Genomic DNA, 16058 nt, shown 5'->3' on the forward strand with positions numbered 1-16058 from the left:
ATTATCGCACCGCGCCCGACGCCGGCCGTACACGCCGCGCGGGAGGCGGGCGTCAGTCCGCGGCGATCTCCGGAACCGGCGCGTCGACCGCCACCTCCAGCCGCTGCTGCTGTTGCTGCAGCCGCCACATCTGCGCGTAGTGTCCCTGCAGCGACAGCAGCTGCGCGTGGGTGCCGCGTTCGACGATGCGTCCGGCATCCATCACCAGGATCTCGTCGGCATCCATGATCGTCGACAGCCGGTGCGCGATGGTCAGCGTGGTGCGGCCGACGGCGATGCGATCGAGTTCGGCCTGGATGGTCTTTTCGGATTTCGAATCCAGCGCCGACGTGGCCTCGTCGAAAATCAGGATCGACGGATCCTTGAGCAATGCGCGCGCGATGGCCACGCGCTGCTTCTCGCCGCCCGATAGTTTCAGCCCACGCTCGCCGACCTGGGTCTCGTAGCCATCGGGCAGGGACACGATGAGGTCATGGATGTGTGCCGCGCGCGCCGCCTGCTCGACGTCCTCGCGGCTGGCCGCCGGTCGCCCATAGAGGATGTTGTAGTAGATGCTGTCGTTGAACAGCACCGTGTCCTGCGGAACGATGGCGATCGCCGCACGCACCGACGCCTGGGTGTAGTCGCGGATGTCGCGCGTGATGCCGTCGTCGGCGGTGATCGCGATGCGGCCGTCGTCGACGTCGTAGAAGCGGTACAGCAGCCGCGCCAGCGTCGACTTGCCCGAACCCGAATGCCCGACCACCGCGACGTTTCCACCCGGCGGGATGCTGAAGCTCACCTCGCGCAGGATCTCGCGGCGCGCGTCGTAGGCGAAGCGCACGTTGTCGAATGCCACGCGTGGCCGATGCGTGTGCAGCGGGATCGCGCCAGGGCGGTCCTGCACGTCCTGGCGCTCGTCGAGCAGGCCGAACAGGCGCTCCAGGTTGGTGAAGGCCGCCTTGACCTCGCGATACATCATGCCCAGCAGGTTCAGCGGCGCCGACAGCTGCAGCAGGTAGGCGTTGACGAGCACCAGGTCGCCGATGGTCATCGTGCCGGCGGTCACGCCCGCGGCGGCGCGCCACATCATCGCGGTGACGCCGATCGCGACGATCGACGTCTGCCCCAGGTTGAGGACGGCAAGCGTCTTGCGCGCCATCACCTGCGCGTTTTCCAGGCCGACGAGGTTCTCGTCGTAGCGGCGCGCCTCGTGCTCCTCGTTGCCGAAGTACTTGACGGTCTCGTAGTTGAGCAGCGAATCGACCGCACGCTCGTTGGCGTGCGTATCGGCCTCCACCGACGCGCGGTAATAGCGCGTGCGCCACTCGGTGATCGAGAAGGTGAAGGCGACATAGGCCGCCAGCGTCACCAGCGTGATCGCGGCGAACACCCAGTCGTAGGCCCACACCAGCACGACGGTGACCAGGGTCACTTCCAGGATCGTCGGCAGGATCGTGTACAGCGTCCAGTCCAGCAGGTCGGAGATCGCGCTGCCGCCACGCTCGACATCGCGCGCGACGCCACCGGTGCGACGGGCCAGGTGGAAGCGCAGCGACAGTGCGTGCAGGTGGCGGAACACCTGCAGCGTGACCTTGCGCGACACGCGCGCCATCACCCGCGCGAACACCACCTGGCGCAACTCGGTGAACAAGGTCACCGACAGCCGCGATGCGCCGTAGGCAATGAGCAACCCCACCGGCAACACCAGCTGCGACGGCGGCAGGCTGAGGCCGTCGACCAGTTTCTTGAGCAGCATCGGCACGGCGAGGTTGGCGAGCTTGCCGGCGACGACCAGCGCCAGCGCCAGGCCGATGCGGCCAGTGAAGGGCTTCAGGAACGGCAACAGGTCACGCACGACCTGGGCTTCGCTACGCGCCGTGCCTGGGCGCGCGACCGCCAACGCCTCCGTCGTTCCTTCCTCGGCCTGCGTCGTGGAGGCCGGGGTCTGGGGAGGCGGGAATGGTCGGGTCATCGACAAAAGATGGAGGCGGATCGCCGACTTCCAACCGGCCGCGGCGGCATGCCGGGTCGTTTCAATCCATGGGCTCGGGCGGCACCGGGTCGTGTGCGGGCGGCAGCCAGGGCTGCGGCACGCCGGGCGCGGGGATTTCCGGAGACGGCGTGGTGCGGAACGGCACCGGTTCGGGCTGTGGTGGCGCTTCGGGCAGGGGCTGGCCGGGACCCGGGTCGGGTCGCTGCGGTATTTCCGGGCCGGGCGTGGTCGGCTGGGTCGATGTCTGCGCGTTCATCGCGGGGCTGCACACGGGACGGGCAACATACGTCGCGCCGCGCGTGGAGCGCGTGACCGCGCCCGACCTCGTATCCTGTGCGCCGCCCCGACCACCGACCCCGACCATGACCGACCTCCCCGATCGCCTGTCGCAGGATCCGCGCAGCCCCTTCCATGATGCGACGCTGCTCGAGCGCGGCGTGGGCATCAAGTTCAACGGGCAGGAGCGCACCAACGTCGAGGAATACTGCATCAGCGAAGGCTGGATCCGCGTTGCCGCCGGCAAGGCGCTCGACCGCCGCGGCCAACCGATGACGATGAAGATCAAGGGCCGTGTCGAGCCCTACCTGCAGGCACCGGATTCCACGCCCGACCCAGCCTGACCGGTCGACGGCGCGCTGAAGCAGCCGGGCGCGCTCACGGCCGCAGTTCACGCATGCGTCCCGGAACCAGCCAACCGGCCGTGCAATCATCGTCGCGTGATTTCCTTCATCGTGCCGGCCCACAACGAAGAACGCGAGCTGGGCCAGTCGCTCACGTCGCTGCATGCGGCCGCGCGCGAGCTGGCATTGCATTACGAGCTGCTCGTCGTCGACGACGCCTCCGGCGACCGCACGCCAGCGATCGCGGTCGAGCATGGCGCACGCGTGGTTGCGGTCGAGTGCCGCCACATCGCGGCGACGCGCAATGCCGGGGCACGACAGTCGAACGGCAACCTGCTGGTGTTCGTCGACGCCGACACGCACGTGCACGCGGACCTGCTTGGCGCGGCCATCGCCGCGGTCGATGCGGGGGCGATCGGCGGTGGCGCCGGCGTGCGCCTGCGTGGGTGCCGCTCGCTGCCGCAACGCGCCGCCATGCTGCTGCTGGGCTGGATGTTCCGCGCCACCGGCATCGCGCCGGGCTGTTTCATCTTCTGCACGCGCGGCGCATTCACCGCCACCGGCGGTTTCGACGAGCGCTATTTCGCCGGGGAGGATGTCGCCTTCAGTCGCGCATTGGCACGGCATGGCCACTTCGTGATCCTGCGCGCGCAGGCACTGACGTCGGCGCGCAAGCTGCGCACCTTCAGCATTGCCGAGCACCTGCGCCTGGTGCTGCGGTTCGGCTTGCGTGGCCGCGCCGTGCTGCGATCGCGCGAGCACCTGCAGCTGTGGTACGCGGAGCGTCGCGACGACAGCAGCGGCGCATGAGCGCATGTGCGCGTGGCAGCCGCCCGCGCTTCGAAAGCGTGCACGCTGCCCTGGACGGCGTGCACGCGATGCCGGACCGCGTCATCCCAGCGCGGTGTCGAGCAGCATCATCAACACGAATCCCAGGATGAGCCCGGTCGTGGCGAAGTTCTCATGTCCCTGCCGGTGCGACTCCGGGATGATTTCGTGGCTCACCACAAACAGCATCGCGCCGGCGGCGAAGCCCAGGCCGCAGGGCAGCAGCCATGGCAGGGCGACAACAAGACTGACCCCCGCCAACGCCCCCACCGGCTCGATCAGGCCAGATGCCATGCCCACCAGGATGGAGCGGCGGCGGCCGTATCCGACCGCCAGCATCGCCAGCGCGACGACGAGGCCTTCGGGCAGGTCCTGGATCGCGATGCCGATGGCCAGCGCGTTCGCATGGCTGACGTTGCTGGCGGCATAGCCCACGCCGATCGCCAGTCCCTCTGGCAGGTTGTGCAGGCAGATCGCGAACACGAACAGCCAGGTGCGCCGGATCCGCAGCAGCGATCCACCTTCCGGACCCTTGATGAAATGCTCATGCGGCAGCACCCGTTCGAGCAGCATGATCAGCGCCGCGCCCAGCAGGATCGACGATCCGACGATGAGACCCGCGGCCCAGGGTCCGTCTCCCTGCAGCCGGGCTTCCTTGAGCCCGGGCAACACCAGCGAAAACGCGCTGGCCGCCAGCATGATCCCGGCGCCAAAACCCAGCAGGGCATCCTGCGTGCGTTGCTTGAGCCGGCTGGCGAACAACGCGGGCAGTGTTCCCACAGCGGTCGCGGTCGCGGCGGCCGATCCGGCGATCAGTGCGGACAGGACGGGGGTCATTGCCTGCCGATCGCGGGGGAAGTCACCTGCACGACAGCCGGGGATCGATGCAAGGTGGCGACTCGTGCACGGCGGTACGCAACCATGCGGGCATGGGCGTTGCCGCCCCGTTAACGTCGCGGCGCACCAGTGCGGACACGCGGTCGCGTGGGTCCGCAGCGCATCAGCGGCGCTGCCGAAAAAAAACGCCGGGAATTACCCGGCGTTGGTTTCACACTTGCTGGCGCATCAGCTGACGACGAGCGCGGTGGCAACGACAGCCTTGACGCCGGCCGTCCCCTGCGCGGCGCGGATCGCCTGGTCGCGCAGCGCCGCCGTGGCGACGTGGCCGGCCAGGTAGACGGTGCCGTCCTCGACGCGAACGCTGACGCCCGCGGCGTCGGTGCCCAGGGTCGACTTCAGCGACGCCTGCACCGCGTTGGTCAGCGACATGTCGGCGGTCGCGGGGACCGGCACCTGGATGGTGGTGGAGCCCGGACCAGGCGTGTTCACGACCACGGGGCGGGTCGTGCAGGCGGCGAGCGAGGCTGCGGCGACAATGAGTGCGGTGCCGGCAAGAATTCGGTTCTGCATGGTGGTTCTCCTTGGATGGACCGGCGACCTTTGCAGGCGAGCGGTCAACTGCTGGTGAGTTGCCAGGCAGGCGGTGGTGCCCCGTTCAGGTAACGGCCGCCGGCGCCAGTCACACCACCAGGACGACCTTGCCGATGTGCTGGCCGCGCTCCAGCCAGGCATGGGCTTCGGCCGCCTGCGCGAGGGGAAACGAGCGGTCGATGACGGGTACGACACGGCCGTCCTCGAGCCAGGGCCAGGCCACGCGTTCGACTTCGACGGCGAGCCGGGCTTTTTCGTCGGCGCTGCGCGCACGCAGCGTCGAGCCGGTGATGATCGCGCGCTTGCGCATCACCGCCCATACCGGAACCTGCAACACGGCACCACCCTGCGCGGCGATGTAGACGATGCGCCCACCGATGTTCAGCGCATCCAGGGTCGCGTCGAAGTAAGCCGCGCCGACCATGTCCAGTGCGACGTCGATCCCACCGGCATCCTTGGCGATCGCGCCGAAGTCCTGCGTCAGCGTGTCCACCGCGATGTCCGCGCCGAGCATGGTCGCCTGCGTCGCCTTCATCACGCCGCGCGCGGTTGCCAGCACCTGCGCGCCGGCCGCCTTCGCCATCTGGATCGCGGTCACGCCGATGCCGGACGTCGCGCCATGCACCAGCAGGCGCTCGCCGCGCTTGAGTGCGCCGTGCTCGAAGACGTTCGCGTAGACGGTGAAGATGGTTTCCGGCAAGGCGGCGGCCTGGATGAAGGTCAGCCCGCGCGGGATCGGCAGCACATGGCGCGCGTCGGCAACGGCGTACTCCGCATACCCGCCGCCGCCCAGCAGCGCGCACACGCGATCGCCGACCTTCCAGCGTCCGGCTGCGACGACGATGTCGCCGGCCACTTCCAGTCCCAGCGTGTCCGCTGCACCCGGCGGCGGCGGATAGTCGCCCTCGCGCTGCAGGATGTCCGGCCGGTTGATCCCCGCCGCGCTGACCCGGATCACGACTTCGCCCGGGCCAGGCACCGGCACGGGAACCTGGACCGCATGCAGTGCCTGCGCACCGCCCTTGCCGCCGTGGATGGCGATCGCGGTCATGGTGGCGACGCTGGACATGGAATGGGTTCCTGGGTGTCGGGGACACAGCTTGCCGAGTGCCGGTTCTCGACCATGCGAAGAGGCTGCGCAGGATGACCGGGGCCCGGACCCGGATGCGTTGGTCGAGACACCCGCCACGACGCAGGTCGCCGCGGGACCTCGCATCCACTACGGAGTTCGCCATGCCCAGGACCATCCTCACCATTGCCATCTGTGCCGCGACGCTTGGGCCCGTCGCCATGCTGTCCGCCGTCGCCGCCGGGACCAAGCCCTCCCACCCGGCATCCCGCGCCGTCGCCGCCAGCGACCAGGAGATGGTGCGCAGCGCCATGCACGCCGCCCCGGCCAAGGTCGGCGCCAGTGCCACGATCGTCGCCGCCAACGCCGACGGCAGCATGCGAACGCTCCGACCCGGGACCAACGGCTTCACCTGCATGCCCGACAATCCGGCGACCCCTGGCCCGGACCCGATGTGCATGGATCGGCCAGCCCTGGAGTGGGCCAACGCCTGGATCGGGCACAAGCCGCCACCGACCGGCAAGGTTGGCCTGATGTACATGCTCAGCGGCGGAACCGACGCCAGCAATACCGATCCCTACGCCACCAAACCCGATGCGGCGAACCATTGGATCAAGACCGGTCCGCACGTGATGGTCGTCGGCGCCGATGCCGCGTTCTACACGAATTACCCGCGCGCAGCCGATCCGGATACCGCGGAGCCCTACGTGATGTGGCCGGACACGCCCTACGAACACCTGATGGTGCCGGTCCATTAGGACGGCGCCGGGCCCGGTGAACCGGGCCCATGACCGTGTTCCCCCGTTCATGTTGGCGGGCCTAGGATCGGCAGCCTGACTCGGCTCTCCCAAGGACCACCACATGAAACGCATCCTGCTGGCTACCGCGATATCCCTGACGCTCCTGTCCACCGCCGCGATGGCCATGCCTGGCCATGGCAACGGCAACGGCAACGGGCACGGTCATTCCAACAATTCCCGGGACGATGGCGACCATGATGGCGGTCGTTCGTATCGACACGGACATCATTGGAAGGCCGCCCACCGCGTGCACCACGACAATGGCCTGCACCTGGGCCAGTACAAGTTCGCGCGCGGCGAGCGCGTGCCGGACATGTACAGGCAGCCGCGCTATTACGTCGAGGATTACCGCGTCTATCACCTTGCGCCGCCGCCGCGCGGTTACCGCTGGGTGCGTCCGGACGATGGCCGCTACCTGCTGATCTCGACGGCAACCGGCCTGATCTCGCAGATCCTCGGATATTGATCCGAGCCGATGAAAGGACCCCGCTTCGGCGGGGTTTTTTTTGGATCGGCGTTCGTCCGGCAACGCGCCCGGAGCGTGCCCGGGCGCGACGCCACGGCTTGGCGGGGCCGCCGCCAAGCCCATGCTAGGCTCCGCCCAATCAATGCACCGGAGCATCCACATGGGTCCACGCCTGCTTCTCGCCACCACGGTCCTGCTGCTCGCCGCCGTCGCGCCAGCCCACGCTGCCGACGTGAGCTGCACCCTGCACTACAACATGTCCGGCGGCGGCGCCTTCTACAAGCATTCGACCGGCACCGGCGAAGTGTCCTGCAGCAACGGCCAGCGGCTTGCGGTGGACATCGAATCCAAGGGCGGCGGACTGACATTCGGCCACTCGAAGATTGTCGATGGCGTCGGAAAGTTTTCCGGCGTATCGGACATCCATGACGTCATCGGTGGCTACGCGACGGCCGAAGCCAACGCGGGTGCCGGCAATGCAACCAAGGCCCAGGTCGTCACCAAGGGATCGATCTCGCTCGCCCTGACCGGCAAGGGCAGCGGCCACACGCTGGGCGTGTCGTTCGGCAGCTTCATCATCTCCGAACGCAAGTAATCGCCGACCGTTGCCGCCCCGCACCCCGGGGCCGGCAGGGGCGATCGGGCCATGGCCTAAACTGCGTCGATCGGTGACGCATGCCGTGCTTCGCGTGCGCCGCCATGAGCACATTCCTGATTCGCCGCGACCATCGGAGAGCCCATGCGCACCTTCCCACCCGTCTCGCTCATTGGCGCCCCCACGGATATCGGCGCGGGCGATCGCGGCGCCGTGATGGGGCCCGAGGCCCTGCGTATCGCGGGCCTGGGCGAAGCGCTGTCAGCGCGCGGCGTCGACGTCATCGATCGCGGCAACCTCGATGGCCCGCGCAATCCGTGGCTCGGTCCCGTGGATGGCTATCGCCACCTGGAGCAGGTCGTGGCCTGGAACCGCGCGGTGATGGACGCGGTGGGGAATGAATTGCGCCAGGGACGCCTGCCGCTCCTGATGGGCGGAGACCATTGCCTGGGGATCGGTTCGATCACCGCGGTGGCGGCGCATTGCCGCGATGCCGGCAAGTCGCTGCGCGTGCTGTGGCTGGACGCGCATGCGGACTTCAACACGCATGACGTCACGCCCTCGGGCAACATCCATGGGATGCCGGTCGCCTGCCTGTGCGGCATCGGCCCCGATGCGCTCACCAGGCTCGGTGGCAGTGCACCCGCGCTGCTGCCGTCGCAGATCCGCCAGCTCGGCATCCGCTCGGTGGATCCGGGCGAGAAGCGCCTGATCAAGCAGCACGCGCTGGATGTGTACGACATGCGCTACATCGATGAAGTCGGCATGAAGCGCGCGGTGGAAGAGGCGCTGTCGGGCATGGATGACGACACCCACCTGCATGTCAGCTTCGACGTGGACTTCCTGGATCCGAGCATCGCACCGGGTGTCGGTACCGTCGTCCCCGGCGGCCCGAACTATCGCGAAGCCCAGCTGGTGATGGAAATGATCGCCGACAGCGGCCGCATGGGGTCGCTGGACATCATGGAACTCAACCCGGTGCTGGATACGCGCAATGCGACCGCACTGCTCGCGGTGGACCTGGTGGAAAGCCTGTTCGGAAAATCCACCCTGATGCGCGATTGATCCACGCGGGCCGGCATCGCCCGCCTGCTGATCGCCGGTCCACGGCCGCGCATGTGCACTGCCATTGGCCGAACTTCCTGAACGCCAGTCGCGGCGCAACAAGCCTTTTTCCCGCGGACTCCACATGGGCTTCACGGCCGCCTGCGTCTCATTGACGGGTGGGCTGCCGATGGCCCTTGCGATCCACCAGGAGAGATTGACGATGAAGCGACTGATTGCCTTGATGCTGATGGCCATGTTTTCCACGGCCACACTGAGCGCGTGCAACACCATGGCCGGCGCTGGCAAGGACGTGCAGAAGGTCGGCGAAAAGGTCCAGGACAAGGCCGAGGATTGCAAGGACGGCAAGTGCTGAGAGGCGCCATGCCGCTGTTTTGACGGAGAACGCGCGTAGCAGGGATGCACGCGGGCCGGAGCAATCCGGCCCGCTTTTTTTTGCCCGGCGAATGCCCAAGGCAATCGCCGATGCGATTACCCGCCGCGATCACCAGCCCGGCGGATCGGCAACGAAGCCCGACGGAAAGGCCTCCGGCGCTGGGCCCGTTGCGTGGATGATGCCCATGGCCACCAGGTTGGCGCCGTCGTCATAACGCAACTGGACGACCTGCGCGGGTCGCAGGCTCGCACGCACGAATCCGGTCCGCCCGACAGGCGCCCACTCGCGCGCGCCATGTCCCGTGCCGATCCGCTGTGCTGCCACCGCGCCTTCCGCGGCGTCGGCCGCATTCGCCGATGATGGCGACATCGCGGATCTGCGTTCCGCGCCACGCATGCCTTCCCGCGCGATCGCGGCTGGCTGGTCATCGACGATGGGCCTGGCTTCGTCGAAGACGGCGATGCCGATCACGCCGACATTGTCCGGGCGGCCGGTGCGCGCCGCATACGAATCCGGCAGGTCGGTGAAGACGAACTGCGCCACGTCATCCAGCGACTTGCGCCAGCCACCGATCTCGGTGCTCTGCCAGGGCGCCAGCACGTAGCCGGCCTGCGACGGATCGGCCGTCTCGCCGGTGACCGCATTGACGCCATCCACCGACAGCACCACCAGCACGCGCTCGCCGCTCTGGTTGCTCAGCCTGACGGCGTAGCGGTGACCGGGCGTGCCGGGCACCCAAGTGTCACCGCGGTGCCGGTACTCGGGCAGCCACTGACCGCTGTCGCGATCGATGACGTCCATCTGCACCAGTGGGCGGGCGGCCACGGAGGTGCAGGCGGTGGCGGACAGCAACAGCAGGGCGAGCAGCAGTGGCTTGCGCATGGCGGATTCTCGTTGAGGGTCCAGCCTGTCAACGCACCGCCGCATCGAAGGGGGTTGGCCTGCGGGTAAACTGCACGCCGCCCCCCAACAACCAGCGTGCGCAGTGGCCGCAACGATCCCGACCCGCGTCCTCACCGGCATCACCACGTCGGGGACACCGCACCTGGGCAACTACGTCGGTGCGATCCGGCCGGCGATCGCCGCCAGCCGCCAGCCCAGGGCGGAGAGCTTCTACTTCCTCGCCGACTACCACGCGCTGGTCAAGGTGCAGGAACCGGCGCGCGTGCAGCGCTCGACGCTCGAGATCGCCGCGGCGTGGCTGGCATGCGGATTGCAGCCCGACACGGTCTGGTTCTACCGCCAGTCGGACATCCCGGAAATCCCCGAGCTGACCTGGCTGCTGACCTGCATCGCCGGCAAGGGCCTGCTCAATCGCGCGCACGCCTACAAGGCAGCGGTCGATCGCAACCGCAACGACGGCGAGGACGACGACGCGGGGATCAATGCCGGCTTGTTCCTCTATCCGGTGCTGATGGCGGCCGACATCCTGATCTTCAACGCCAACAAGGTGCCGGTCGGTCGCGACCAGGTGCAGCACATCGAGATGGCGCGCGACTTCGCGCAGCGCTTCAACCATCTGTACGGTGAACATTTCGTCCTGCCGGAGGCGGTGATCGAGGAGCAGGTGGCGACGCTGCCCGGCCTGGACGGCCGCAAGATGTCGAAGAGCTACGACAACACCATCGCGCTGTTCGCCCCGCGCGCGGAGCTGAAGAAACAGATCCAGTCGATCGTCACCGACTCGCGCCTGCCCGGCGAGCCGAAGGCCGCCGAGGGCTCGGCCCTGTTCCAGATCTACCAGGCATTCGCGAGCGCCGACGAAACCGCCGACATGCGCGCGGCCTTCGCCGACGGCATCGGCTGGGGCGACGCGAAGCAGCGCTTGTTCGCGCGCATCGACGCCGAGGTCGCCCCGTTGCGCGAGCAGTACGAATCGCTGGTCGCGCATCCGCAACGGATCGAGGCGCAGCTGCGCGACGGTGCGCAGCGGTTGCGCGAGCGTTACGCGATCCCGCGTTTGCGCGCATTGCGCGAGGCGGTTGGGCTTCGGGATCTGTCGACGCCGCCGGTGAACGCTCGTGGGGAAGCCACGACGGGATCTGCAAAAAGTGTCATTGCGTCAGTGGCGTCGATCGCGTCCTTCAAACAATATCGCGAGGCGGACGGCAAATTTTATTTCAAGCTGGTGGACGGCGAGCGCGTGCTGCTGCAAAGCGTCGGCTTCGATTCGCCAAAGGATGCCGGCGCGCGCGTCGCTAGTTTGAAACGCGGTGATTTCGACGCCGACGACGCCACGGTGTCGGTCGGTCCGGGCGTGGCCCTGGACGAGGTCACGGCCGCGTTGGCGACGATGGCCGCGGAGAACGAAGCGAAGTGAGCCTGGTGCTGCAGCCCAATCTGGCGCCAGCCAACCCCAAAATGGCGGGTTAAAACCCGCCCTACCGGTTGGAATGAATGAAATGCCGGCGGGTTGAGATCCGCCCTACGGATTCCACGTGTTCGGAGTCGCACCGTGGTCCAGGTTTTGCATCTTCACGATGCAGCGCGTAGGCGCGGCTTGGGTAAGCGCTGTTCGTAGGGCGGGTTTCAACCCGCCGGCTCTTGGCCACTGGCTTTCCCAGCCAACCCAAAAATGGCGGGTTAAAACCCGCCCTACCGGTTATGGAATGAATGAAATGCCGGCGGGTTGAAATCCGCCCTACGGATTCCACGTGTTCGGAGTCGCGCCGTGGTCCGGGTTTTTCATCTTCACGATGCAGAAGCGCTGGCCGGTCGGCGCTTCCATCACCCACCAGCGTTTGACGAAACCGATGCGCCTGGCGCCCAGCGCTTCCAGTCGCGCCGCTTCGGCGTCGAGGTCATCGGTCTCGATGTCCAGGTGCACGCGCGACGGGTGCTGCACCTTCTGCACCTCGATGTGCAACCCCGACGCGCCATCCAGGAATTCGACGTAGGACGCGTCGCCCTCGACCTGCTTGTCCCCGACCTGCAAGCCGAGCGCACCACTCCAGAACGTGGCGGCGGCATCGATGTCGCCGGTCTGGCAATCGATGATGAATCCGGCAAGGCGGCTGCGATGGGGCATGCTTCATCTTTCCGTTAAATCGCAGGGCGGGTTTTAACCCGCCTTCCGGATTTCAACGTCGGGCCCGGCGGGTTAAAACCCGCCCTACGTCAGTTCGGACGCGCCAGGTCGTCCAGCAACGCCTTGAGGAAGCGCGCGGCTTCGCCACCCGTCGCGGCACGATGGTCGAAGGTCAGCGAGATCGGCATGCGCCGGTGCACTTCGATGCCGCCCATCACGGCGATGACGTCGTGCACGAGTTTTCCCGCACCGACGATCGCGACCGTCGGCGGCACCACCACCGGCGTCGCGTAGCGGCCGGCGAACATGCCGAAGTTCGATAGCGAGATCGTGTAACCGGCCAGTTCCGATGCCGGGATGCTGCGGTCCTCGACCTGCGCACGCAGGCGCTGGATGGAACCGCGGATGCCGGCGGCGTCGAGCATGTCGGCGTTGCGCAGCGCGGGCACGAACAGGCCGTCATCGGTGTCGACCGCGATGCCGATGTCCACGTGCGGATGCAGCGTGCGCACGAGCTTGTCGCCGTCGAACCAGGCGTTGAGTGCCGGAACCGCCTTGCAGGCGGCGACGATCGATCGGATCAGGCGCGCGGTGATGTCCTGCTTGCCGATCCAGGCGTGCAGGTCGGCGTCGTCGCACAAGGTCGTCGGCACCACTTTCGCGTGGGCGTCGGCCATGACGCGCGCCATGTTGCGGCGCACGCCCTTGAGTTGTTCCGGCTGGCCGCTGGCCTGCACGCCGGGCGGCTGCGTGCGCATCGGACGCCCGGCAGCGGACATCGGCGTGCGCTGTTGTGCGGCCGGTGCCGCCGGCACCTGCGCGGCGCGCGCGGCCGGCACGGCGCCAGCCTTCGCCGAGCCATCGGCAGCGGCGCGCTTGACGTCGTCCATGATCACGACGCCGTCGTTTCCGGTCGCTCGCACGCGCGACAGGTCGACACCGAGCTTGCGGGCCAGCGCACGCACCGCCGGCATGGCCTTGACGCCGCCAATGGCGGTCGCCTGCTCGCTGCGCACGGTGTCGGACGACTGCATCGCACCGACCACGGTGCCGGCGTCATCGCGCTTGCCGCCCGGCTCGCCGGCCGGGGCAGCCGTGCCGGCGGCATGGATCGTGCCGCCTTCGTCGGAGGCGATCACGTTGTCGCCGTTGCCGGGCGCCTGCCTGCCGGCGCCGCCGTGGGTCTCCTCCGACATCGCTGGCGCACCGCCGTGGTGGTGGCCGGTGTCCTGTCCCTCGGCGCGCTGCGGCATCGAAGGATCGAGTTCGAACTCGGCCAGCATCGCACCGGTGGTGATCACGTCACCCTCGCCGCCCGCCAGTCGCAGCACCTTGCCCGAGACCGGCGAAGGCACTTCGACCACCGCCTTGGCGGTCTCCATCGAGACGAGGTTGTCGTCCAGGCGGATGGTGTCGCCGACCTTGACGAACCATTCGACGATGGTCGCGTCCGGCAGGCCTTCGCCAAGATCGGGGAGCAGGAATTGTTTCGTGGCCATGTTGGTGTTTTCCGTAGGGCGGGTTTCAACCCGCCGTTGTATGTGCCGGCTGCTTGCCGAAGGCGGGTTGAAACCCGCCCTACGAGTGCTACGACAGCGCCATCGCGCGCTTGGCGGCGGCGACGATCTTGTCCACGCTGGGCAGGAACTTCATTTCCAGCCGGAACAGCGGGATGTGCGTGTCGTAACCGGTGACGCGCTCGACCGGCGCGACCAGGTCGAACATCGACTCCTCGGCCAGGCGTGCGGCGATCTCGGCACCGAAGCCGGCGGTCTTCGCCGCTTCGTGCACGATCACGCAACGTCCGGTCCTGGCCACCGACTCGGCGATCGTGGCGAAGTCCAGCGGCTTGAGCGTGGCGACATCGATCACCTCGGCGCTGATGCCATCCTTCGCCAGCGCATCGGCCGCCTCGAGTGTTTCCTTGACCTGCGCGCCCCAGGTGACCAGCGTCAGGTCGCTGCCGTCACGCAGCACGTAGCACACGTCCAGCGGCAAGGCCTCGCCGTCGTCCGGCACCACTTCCTTGTACTGGCGGTAGATGCGCTTGGGCTCGAAGAAGATCACCGGGTCCGGTTCGCGGATCGCGGCCAGCAACAAGCCGTAGGCGCGCGCCGGCGAGGACGGCATCACCACGCGCAGGCCGGGCACGTTGGTGAAGATCGATTCGTTGGCTTCGGAGTGATGCTCGGGCGCGCGGATGCCACCGCCCCACGGCACGCGCAGCACCATCGGGCAGGTCAGGCGACCGCGGGTGCGATAGCGCATGCGCGCCGCGTGGCAGACGATGAAGTCGACCATCGGGTACATGAACCCATCGAACTGCGCTTCGGCGATCGGCTTCATGCCCTGCGAGGCCATGCCGACGGTGAGGCCGGCGATGGTGGTTTCGTCCAGCGGCGTGTCGAGTACGCGCTCGGTGCCGAAAGTCGCGGAGAGGCCGGCGGTGGCGCGGAACACGCCGCCATTGACGCCGACATCCTCGCCCAGCACGACGACGGTCGGGTCGTTGCGCATCTCGTAGGCGAGCGCCTGGGTGATCGCCTCGATCAGGGTGATGGCCGCTGGCGCGGCGGCGGCTGGTGCTTGATCAGCCATTGCGCTTCTCCAGTGCGGCCTTGTCCAGCGCCATTGCGTCGGCGCGCTGCGCCAGCAGATCCGGTGGCGGATCGGCGTACAGGTAATCGAACATCGCCTCGACCGGTTGCACCTTCGACTCCAGGTAGGCATTGATCTCGACGTCGACCAGCTTGCCGCACTCCTCGAGCCAGGATTTTTCCTGCGCCTCGTCCCACAGCTTCTTCGCCGTCAGGAAATCGCGCAGGCGCAACATCGGCTCGCGCGTCCAGCCGGCCTTGACCTCGTCCTCGCCGCGGTAGCGGCGCGCATCGTCGGCGGTGGTGTGGTCGTGCAGGCGGTAGGTCATGAACTCGATCACACTGCCGCCCTCGCCCTTGCGCGCGCGCTCGCTGGCGCGGCGCATCGCCTCGAGCACGGCGATCAGGTCGTTGCCGTCCACCTGCAGGCAATGCAGGCCGCCGGCAAGCCCCTTCTGCGCCAGCGTCTCGGCGCCGGTCTGCGCTGCGCGAGGGACGGAAATCGCCCAGCCGTTGTTGATCACGCACAGCACCAGCGGCAGCTTGTAGGCGCCGGCGGAATTGACCGCGGCATAGAAGTCGGCCTTCGACGAGCCGCCGTCGCCGCAGCAGCTGACCGCGATCCGCGGTTCCTTGCGCAGCTTGAACGCCAGCGCCGCACCGGCCGCCATCAGGCACTGGGTGGAGATCGGCACGCACCAGGGATAATCGTTTTTCGGACCGGCGAAATCATTGCCGCGTTCGTCGCCGCCCCAGTACATCAGCACTTCGCGCGGCCGCACGCCGCGCATGAACTGCGCGCCGTATTCGCGGTAGCTCGGCGCGAAGACGTCTTCCGGCCGCATCGACGCGCCAATGCCGACATGCGTGGCCTCGTGGCCAAGCGACGCGGCGTAGGTGCCCAGCTTGCCGGTGCGTTGCAGCGCGATCGCCTTGGTGTCGAACACCCGCACGTACAGCATCTGCTTGAACAGCGGCAGCAGCGATTCGGGCTTGAAACCCTTGGGGAGATCCGTGACCAGCTTGCCGTCTGGCGCCAGGTACTGGAGGTATTCGATGTCGAAATGCGCGGCGATGGTCATCCGTGGGGCCTGATGTCGCAGAACCATGATGATAGCGAATCGGGCCATCCCGGGCCTAGGACCGGCGCTGCGCGGGCCCCGCGCAAGCCCGGACCGCGCCGGGCAGCCGCGTAGAATTGCGCAATG

General features: G+C 67.9%; 18 protein-coding genes. 8 read left to right on the forward strand and 10 right to left on the reverse strand.

The window, feature by feature from the left end:
• Window positions 1–52: 52 nt before the first annotated feature.
• Together GST15_RS07890 and GST15_RS07895 are read right to left on the reverse strand one after the other, a co-directional pair.
• The gene (locus tag GST15_RS07890) at window positions 53–1954 is read right to left on the reverse strand and encodes an ABCB family ABC transporter ATP-binding protein/permease (protein ID WP_159016711.1); all 1902 of its coding nucleotides are present in this window, start codon (window positions 1952–1954) and stop codon (window positions 53–55) included.
• Between the two features lie 61 nt (window positions 1955–2015).
• Entirely contained in the window at window positions 2016–2231 is a 216-nt protein-coding gene (locus GST15_RS07895; RefSeq protein WP_159016712.1) for a hypothetical protein, read from the reverse strand.
• A gap of 106 nt (window positions 2232–2337) precedes the next feature.
• Between GST15_RS07895 and GST15_RS07900 the strand changes: the two genes are divergently transcribed.
• Both GST15_RS07900 and GST15_RS07905 read left to right on the forward strand, forming a co-directional pair.
• Complete coding sequence (locus GST15_RS07900) at window positions 2338–2595, forward strand: DUF3297 family protein (RefSeq protein ID WP_159016713.1); 258 nt, start codon at window positions 2338–2340, stop codon at window positions 2593–2595.
• A gap of 96 nt (window positions 2596–2691) precedes the next feature.
• Window positions 2692–3405 carry a glycosyltransferase gene (locus GST15_RS07905; protein WP_159016714.1) on the forward strand — a complete coding sequence of 238 codons (714 nt, stop codon included), beginning with the start codon at window positions 2692–2694 and terminating at the stop codon, window positions 3403–3405.
• An 81-nt stretch (window positions 3406–3486) separates the two neighbouring features.
• Here GST15_RS07905 and GST15_RS07910 read toward each other — a convergent pair whose 3' ends face one another.
• The 3 genes from GST15_RS07910 to GST15_RS07920 all read right to left on the reverse strand — a co-directional run bounded on the left by GST15_RS07910 (window position 3487) and on the right by GST15_RS07920 (window position 5923).
• Window positions 3487–4260, reverse strand: a complete 774-nt coding sequence (locus GST15_RS07910; protein WP_159016715.1) for a ZIP family metal transporter — start codon at window positions 4258–4260, stop codon at window positions 3487–3489.
• A 228-nt stretch (window positions 4261–4488) separates the two neighbouring features.
• The gene (locus GST15_RS07915; protein WP_159016716.1) at window positions 4489–4833 is read right to left on the reverse strand and encodes a BON domain-containing protein; all 345 of its coding nucleotides are present in this window, start codon (window positions 4831–4833) and stop codon (window positions 4489–4491) included.
• Between the two features lie 109 nt (window positions 4834–4942).
• A complete protein-coding gene (locus GST15_RS07920; protein ID WP_199268738.1) occupies window positions 4943–5923 on the reverse strand; it encodes an NAD(P)H-quinone oxidoreductase in 981 nt (326 codons plus the stop codon).
• Between the two features lie 164 nt (window positions 5924–6087).
• Between GST15_RS07920 and GST15_RS07925 the strand changes: the two genes are divergently transcribed.
• The 5 genes from GST15_RS07925 (at window position 6088) to GST15_RS07945 (ending at window position 9204) form a co-directional block, all read left to right on the forward strand.
• Window positions 6088–6681, forward strand: a complete 594-nt coding sequence (locus tag GST15_RS07925; RefSeq protein WP_159016717.1) for a hypothetical protein — start codon at window positions 6088–6090, stop codon at window positions 6679–6681.
• Between the two features lie 103 nt (window positions 6682–6784).
• Entirely contained in the window at window positions 6785–7189 is a 405-nt protein-coding gene (locus GST15_RS07930; protein WP_159016718.1) for an RcnB family protein, read from the forward strand.
• Window positions 7190–7349: 160 nt separating this feature from the next.
• Window positions 7350–7784 carry a hypothetical protein gene (locus GST15_RS07935; RefSeq protein WP_425482214.1) on the forward strand — a complete coding sequence of 145 codons (435 nt, stop codon included), beginning with the start codon at window positions 7350–7352 and terminating at the stop codon, window positions 7782–7784.
• A 144-nt stretch (window positions 7785–7928) separates the two neighbouring features.
• Entirely contained in the window at window positions 7929–8849 is a 921-nt protein-coding gene (gene rocF, locus GST15_RS07940; RefSeq protein WP_159016720.1) for an arginase, read from the forward strand.
• Between the two features lie 202 nt (window positions 8850–9051).
• Window positions 9052–9204, forward strand: coding sequence for an entericidin A/B family lipoprotein (locus GST15_RS07945; RefSeq protein ID WP_159017109.1), 153 nt, complete (start codon window positions 9052–9054; stop codon window positions 9202–9204).
• A 129-nt stretch (window positions 9205–9333) separates the two neighbouring features.
• Here the strand turns inward: GST15_RS07945 and GST15_RS07950 are convergent, their stop codons facing one another.
• A complete protein-coding gene (locus GST15_RS07950) occupies window positions 9334–10107 on the reverse strand; it encodes a hypothetical protein (protein WP_159016721.1) in 774 nt (257 codons plus the stop codon).
• Between the two features lie 103 nt (window positions 10108–10210).
• On the opposite strand from GST15_RS07950, the gene GST15_RS07955 reads away from it, so the two are divergent.
• Window positions 10211–11545 (forward strand): tryptophan--tRNA ligase, encoded by a 1335-nt coding sequence (locus tag GST15_RS07955; protein ID WP_233263105.1) that lies wholly within the window; start codon window positions 10211–10213, stop codon window positions 11543–11545.
• A 321-nt stretch (window positions 11546–11866) separates the two neighbouring features.
• On the opposite strand, the gene GST15_RS07960 is transcribed toward GST15_RS07955, so the two are convergent.
• The 4 genes from GST15_RS07960 to pdhA all read right to left on the reverse strand — a co-directional run bounded on the left by GST15_RS07960 (window position 11867) and on the right by pdhA (window position 15932).
• Complete coding sequence (locus tag GST15_RS07960; RefSeq protein ID WP_159016722.1) at window positions 11867–12253, reverse strand: VOC family protein; 387 nt, start codon at window positions 12251–12253, stop codon at window positions 11867–11869.
• Between the two features lie 89 nt (window positions 12254–12342).
• Window positions 12343–13752 carry a dihydrolipoamide acetyltransferase family protein gene (locus GST15_RS07965; RefSeq protein ID WP_159016723.1) on the reverse strand — a complete coding sequence of 470 codons (1410 nt, stop codon included), beginning with the start codon at window positions 13750–13752 and terminating at the stop codon, window positions 12343–12345.
• 88 nt (window positions 13753–13840) lie between these two features.
• Window positions 13841–14851, reverse strand: a complete 1011-nt coding sequence (locus GST15_RS07970; protein WP_159016724.1) for an alpha-ketoacid dehydrogenase subunit beta — start codon at window positions 14849–14851, stop codon at window positions 13841–13843.
• The gene (pdhA, locus tag GST15_RS07975; RefSeq protein WP_159016725.1) at window positions 14844–15932 is read right to left on the reverse strand and encodes a pyruvate dehydrogenase (acetyl-transferring) E1 component subunit alpha; all 1089 of its coding nucleotides are present in this window, start codon (window positions 15930–15932) and stop codon (window positions 14844–14846) included. The genes GST15_RS07970 and pdhA overlap by 8 nt, the downstream gene beginning before the upstream one ends.
• Between the last annotated feature and the right edge of the window lie 126 nt (window positions 15933–16058).

The organism is Cognatiluteimonas profundi (assembly GCF_009792795.1).
Taxonomy (GTDB): Bacteria; Pseudomonadota; Gammaproteobacteria; order Xanthomonadales; family Xanthomonadaceae; genus Cognatiluteimonas; species Cognatiluteimonas profundi.

What these genes read in the sequence shown, in the direction of transcription:
- GST15_RS07890 (WP_159016711.1), bottom strand. Translation starts at nt 1,954, where the DNA reads ATGACCCGACCATTCCCGCCTCCCCAGACCCCGGCCTCCACGACGCAG.
- GST15_RS07895 (WP_159016712.1), bottom strand. Translation starts at nt 2,231, where the DNA reads ATGAACGCGCAGACATCGACCCAGCCGACCACGCCCGGCCCGGAAATA.
- GST15_RS07900 (WP_159016713.1), top strand. Translation starts at nt 2,338, where the DNA reads ATGACCGACCTCCCCGATCGCCTGTCGCAGGATCCGCGCAGCCCCTTC.
- GST15_RS07910 (WP_159016715.1), bottom strand. Translation starts at nt 4,260, where the DNA reads ATGACCCCCGTCCTGTCCGCACTGATCGCCGGATCGGCCGCCGCGACC.
- GST15_RS07915 (WP_159016716.1), bottom strand. Translation starts at nt 4,833, where the DNA reads ATGCAGAACCGAATTCTTGCCGGCACCGCACTCATTGTCGCCGCAGCC.
- GST15_RS07920 (WP_199268738.1), bottom strand. Translation starts at nt 5,923, where the DNA reads ATGTCCAGCGTCGCCACCATGACCGCGATCGCCATCCACGGCGGCAAG.
- GST15_RS07925 (WP_159016717.1), top strand. Translation starts at nt 6,088, where the DNA reads ATGCCCAGGACCATCCTCACCATTGCCATCTGTGCCGCGACGCTTGGG.
- GST15_RS07930 (WP_159016718.1), top strand. Translation starts at nt 6,785, where the DNA reads ATGAAACGCATCCTGCTGGCTACCGCGATATCCCTGACGCTCCTGTCC.
- GST15_RS07935 (WP_425482214.1), top strand. Translation starts at nt 7,350, where the DNA reads ATGGGTCCACGCCTGCTTCTCGCCACCACGGTCCTGCTGCTCGCCGCC.
- rocF (WP_159016720.1), top strand. Translation starts at nt 7,929, where the DNA reads ATGCGCACCTTCCCACCCGTCTCGCTCATTGGCGCCCCCACGGATATC.
- GST15_RS07945 (WP_159017109.1), top strand. Translation starts at nt 9,052, where the DNA reads ATGAAGCGACTGATTGCCTTGATGCTGATGGCCATGTTTTCCACGGCC.
- GST15_RS07950 (WP_159016721.1), bottom strand. Translation starts at nt 10,107, where the DNA reads ATGCGCAAGCCACTGCTGCTCGCCCTGCTGTTGCTGTCCGCCACCGCC.
- GST15_RS07960 (WP_159016722.1), bottom strand. Translation starts at nt 12,253, where the DNA reads ATGCCCCATCGCAGCCGCCTTGCCGGATTCATCATCGATTGCCAGACC.
- GST15_RS07965 (WP_159016723.1), bottom strand. Translation starts at nt 13,752, where the DNA reads ATGGCCACGAAACAATTCCTGCTCCCCGATCTTGGCGAAGGCCTGCCG.
- GST15_RS07970 (WP_159016724.1), bottom strand. Translation starts at nt 14,851, where the DNA reads ATGGCTGATCAAGCACCAGCCGCCGCCGCGCCAGCGGCCATCACCCTG.
- pdhA (WP_159016725.1), bottom strand. Translation starts at nt 15,932, where the DNA reads ATGACCATCGCCGCGCATTTCGACATCGAATACCTCCAGTACCTGGCG.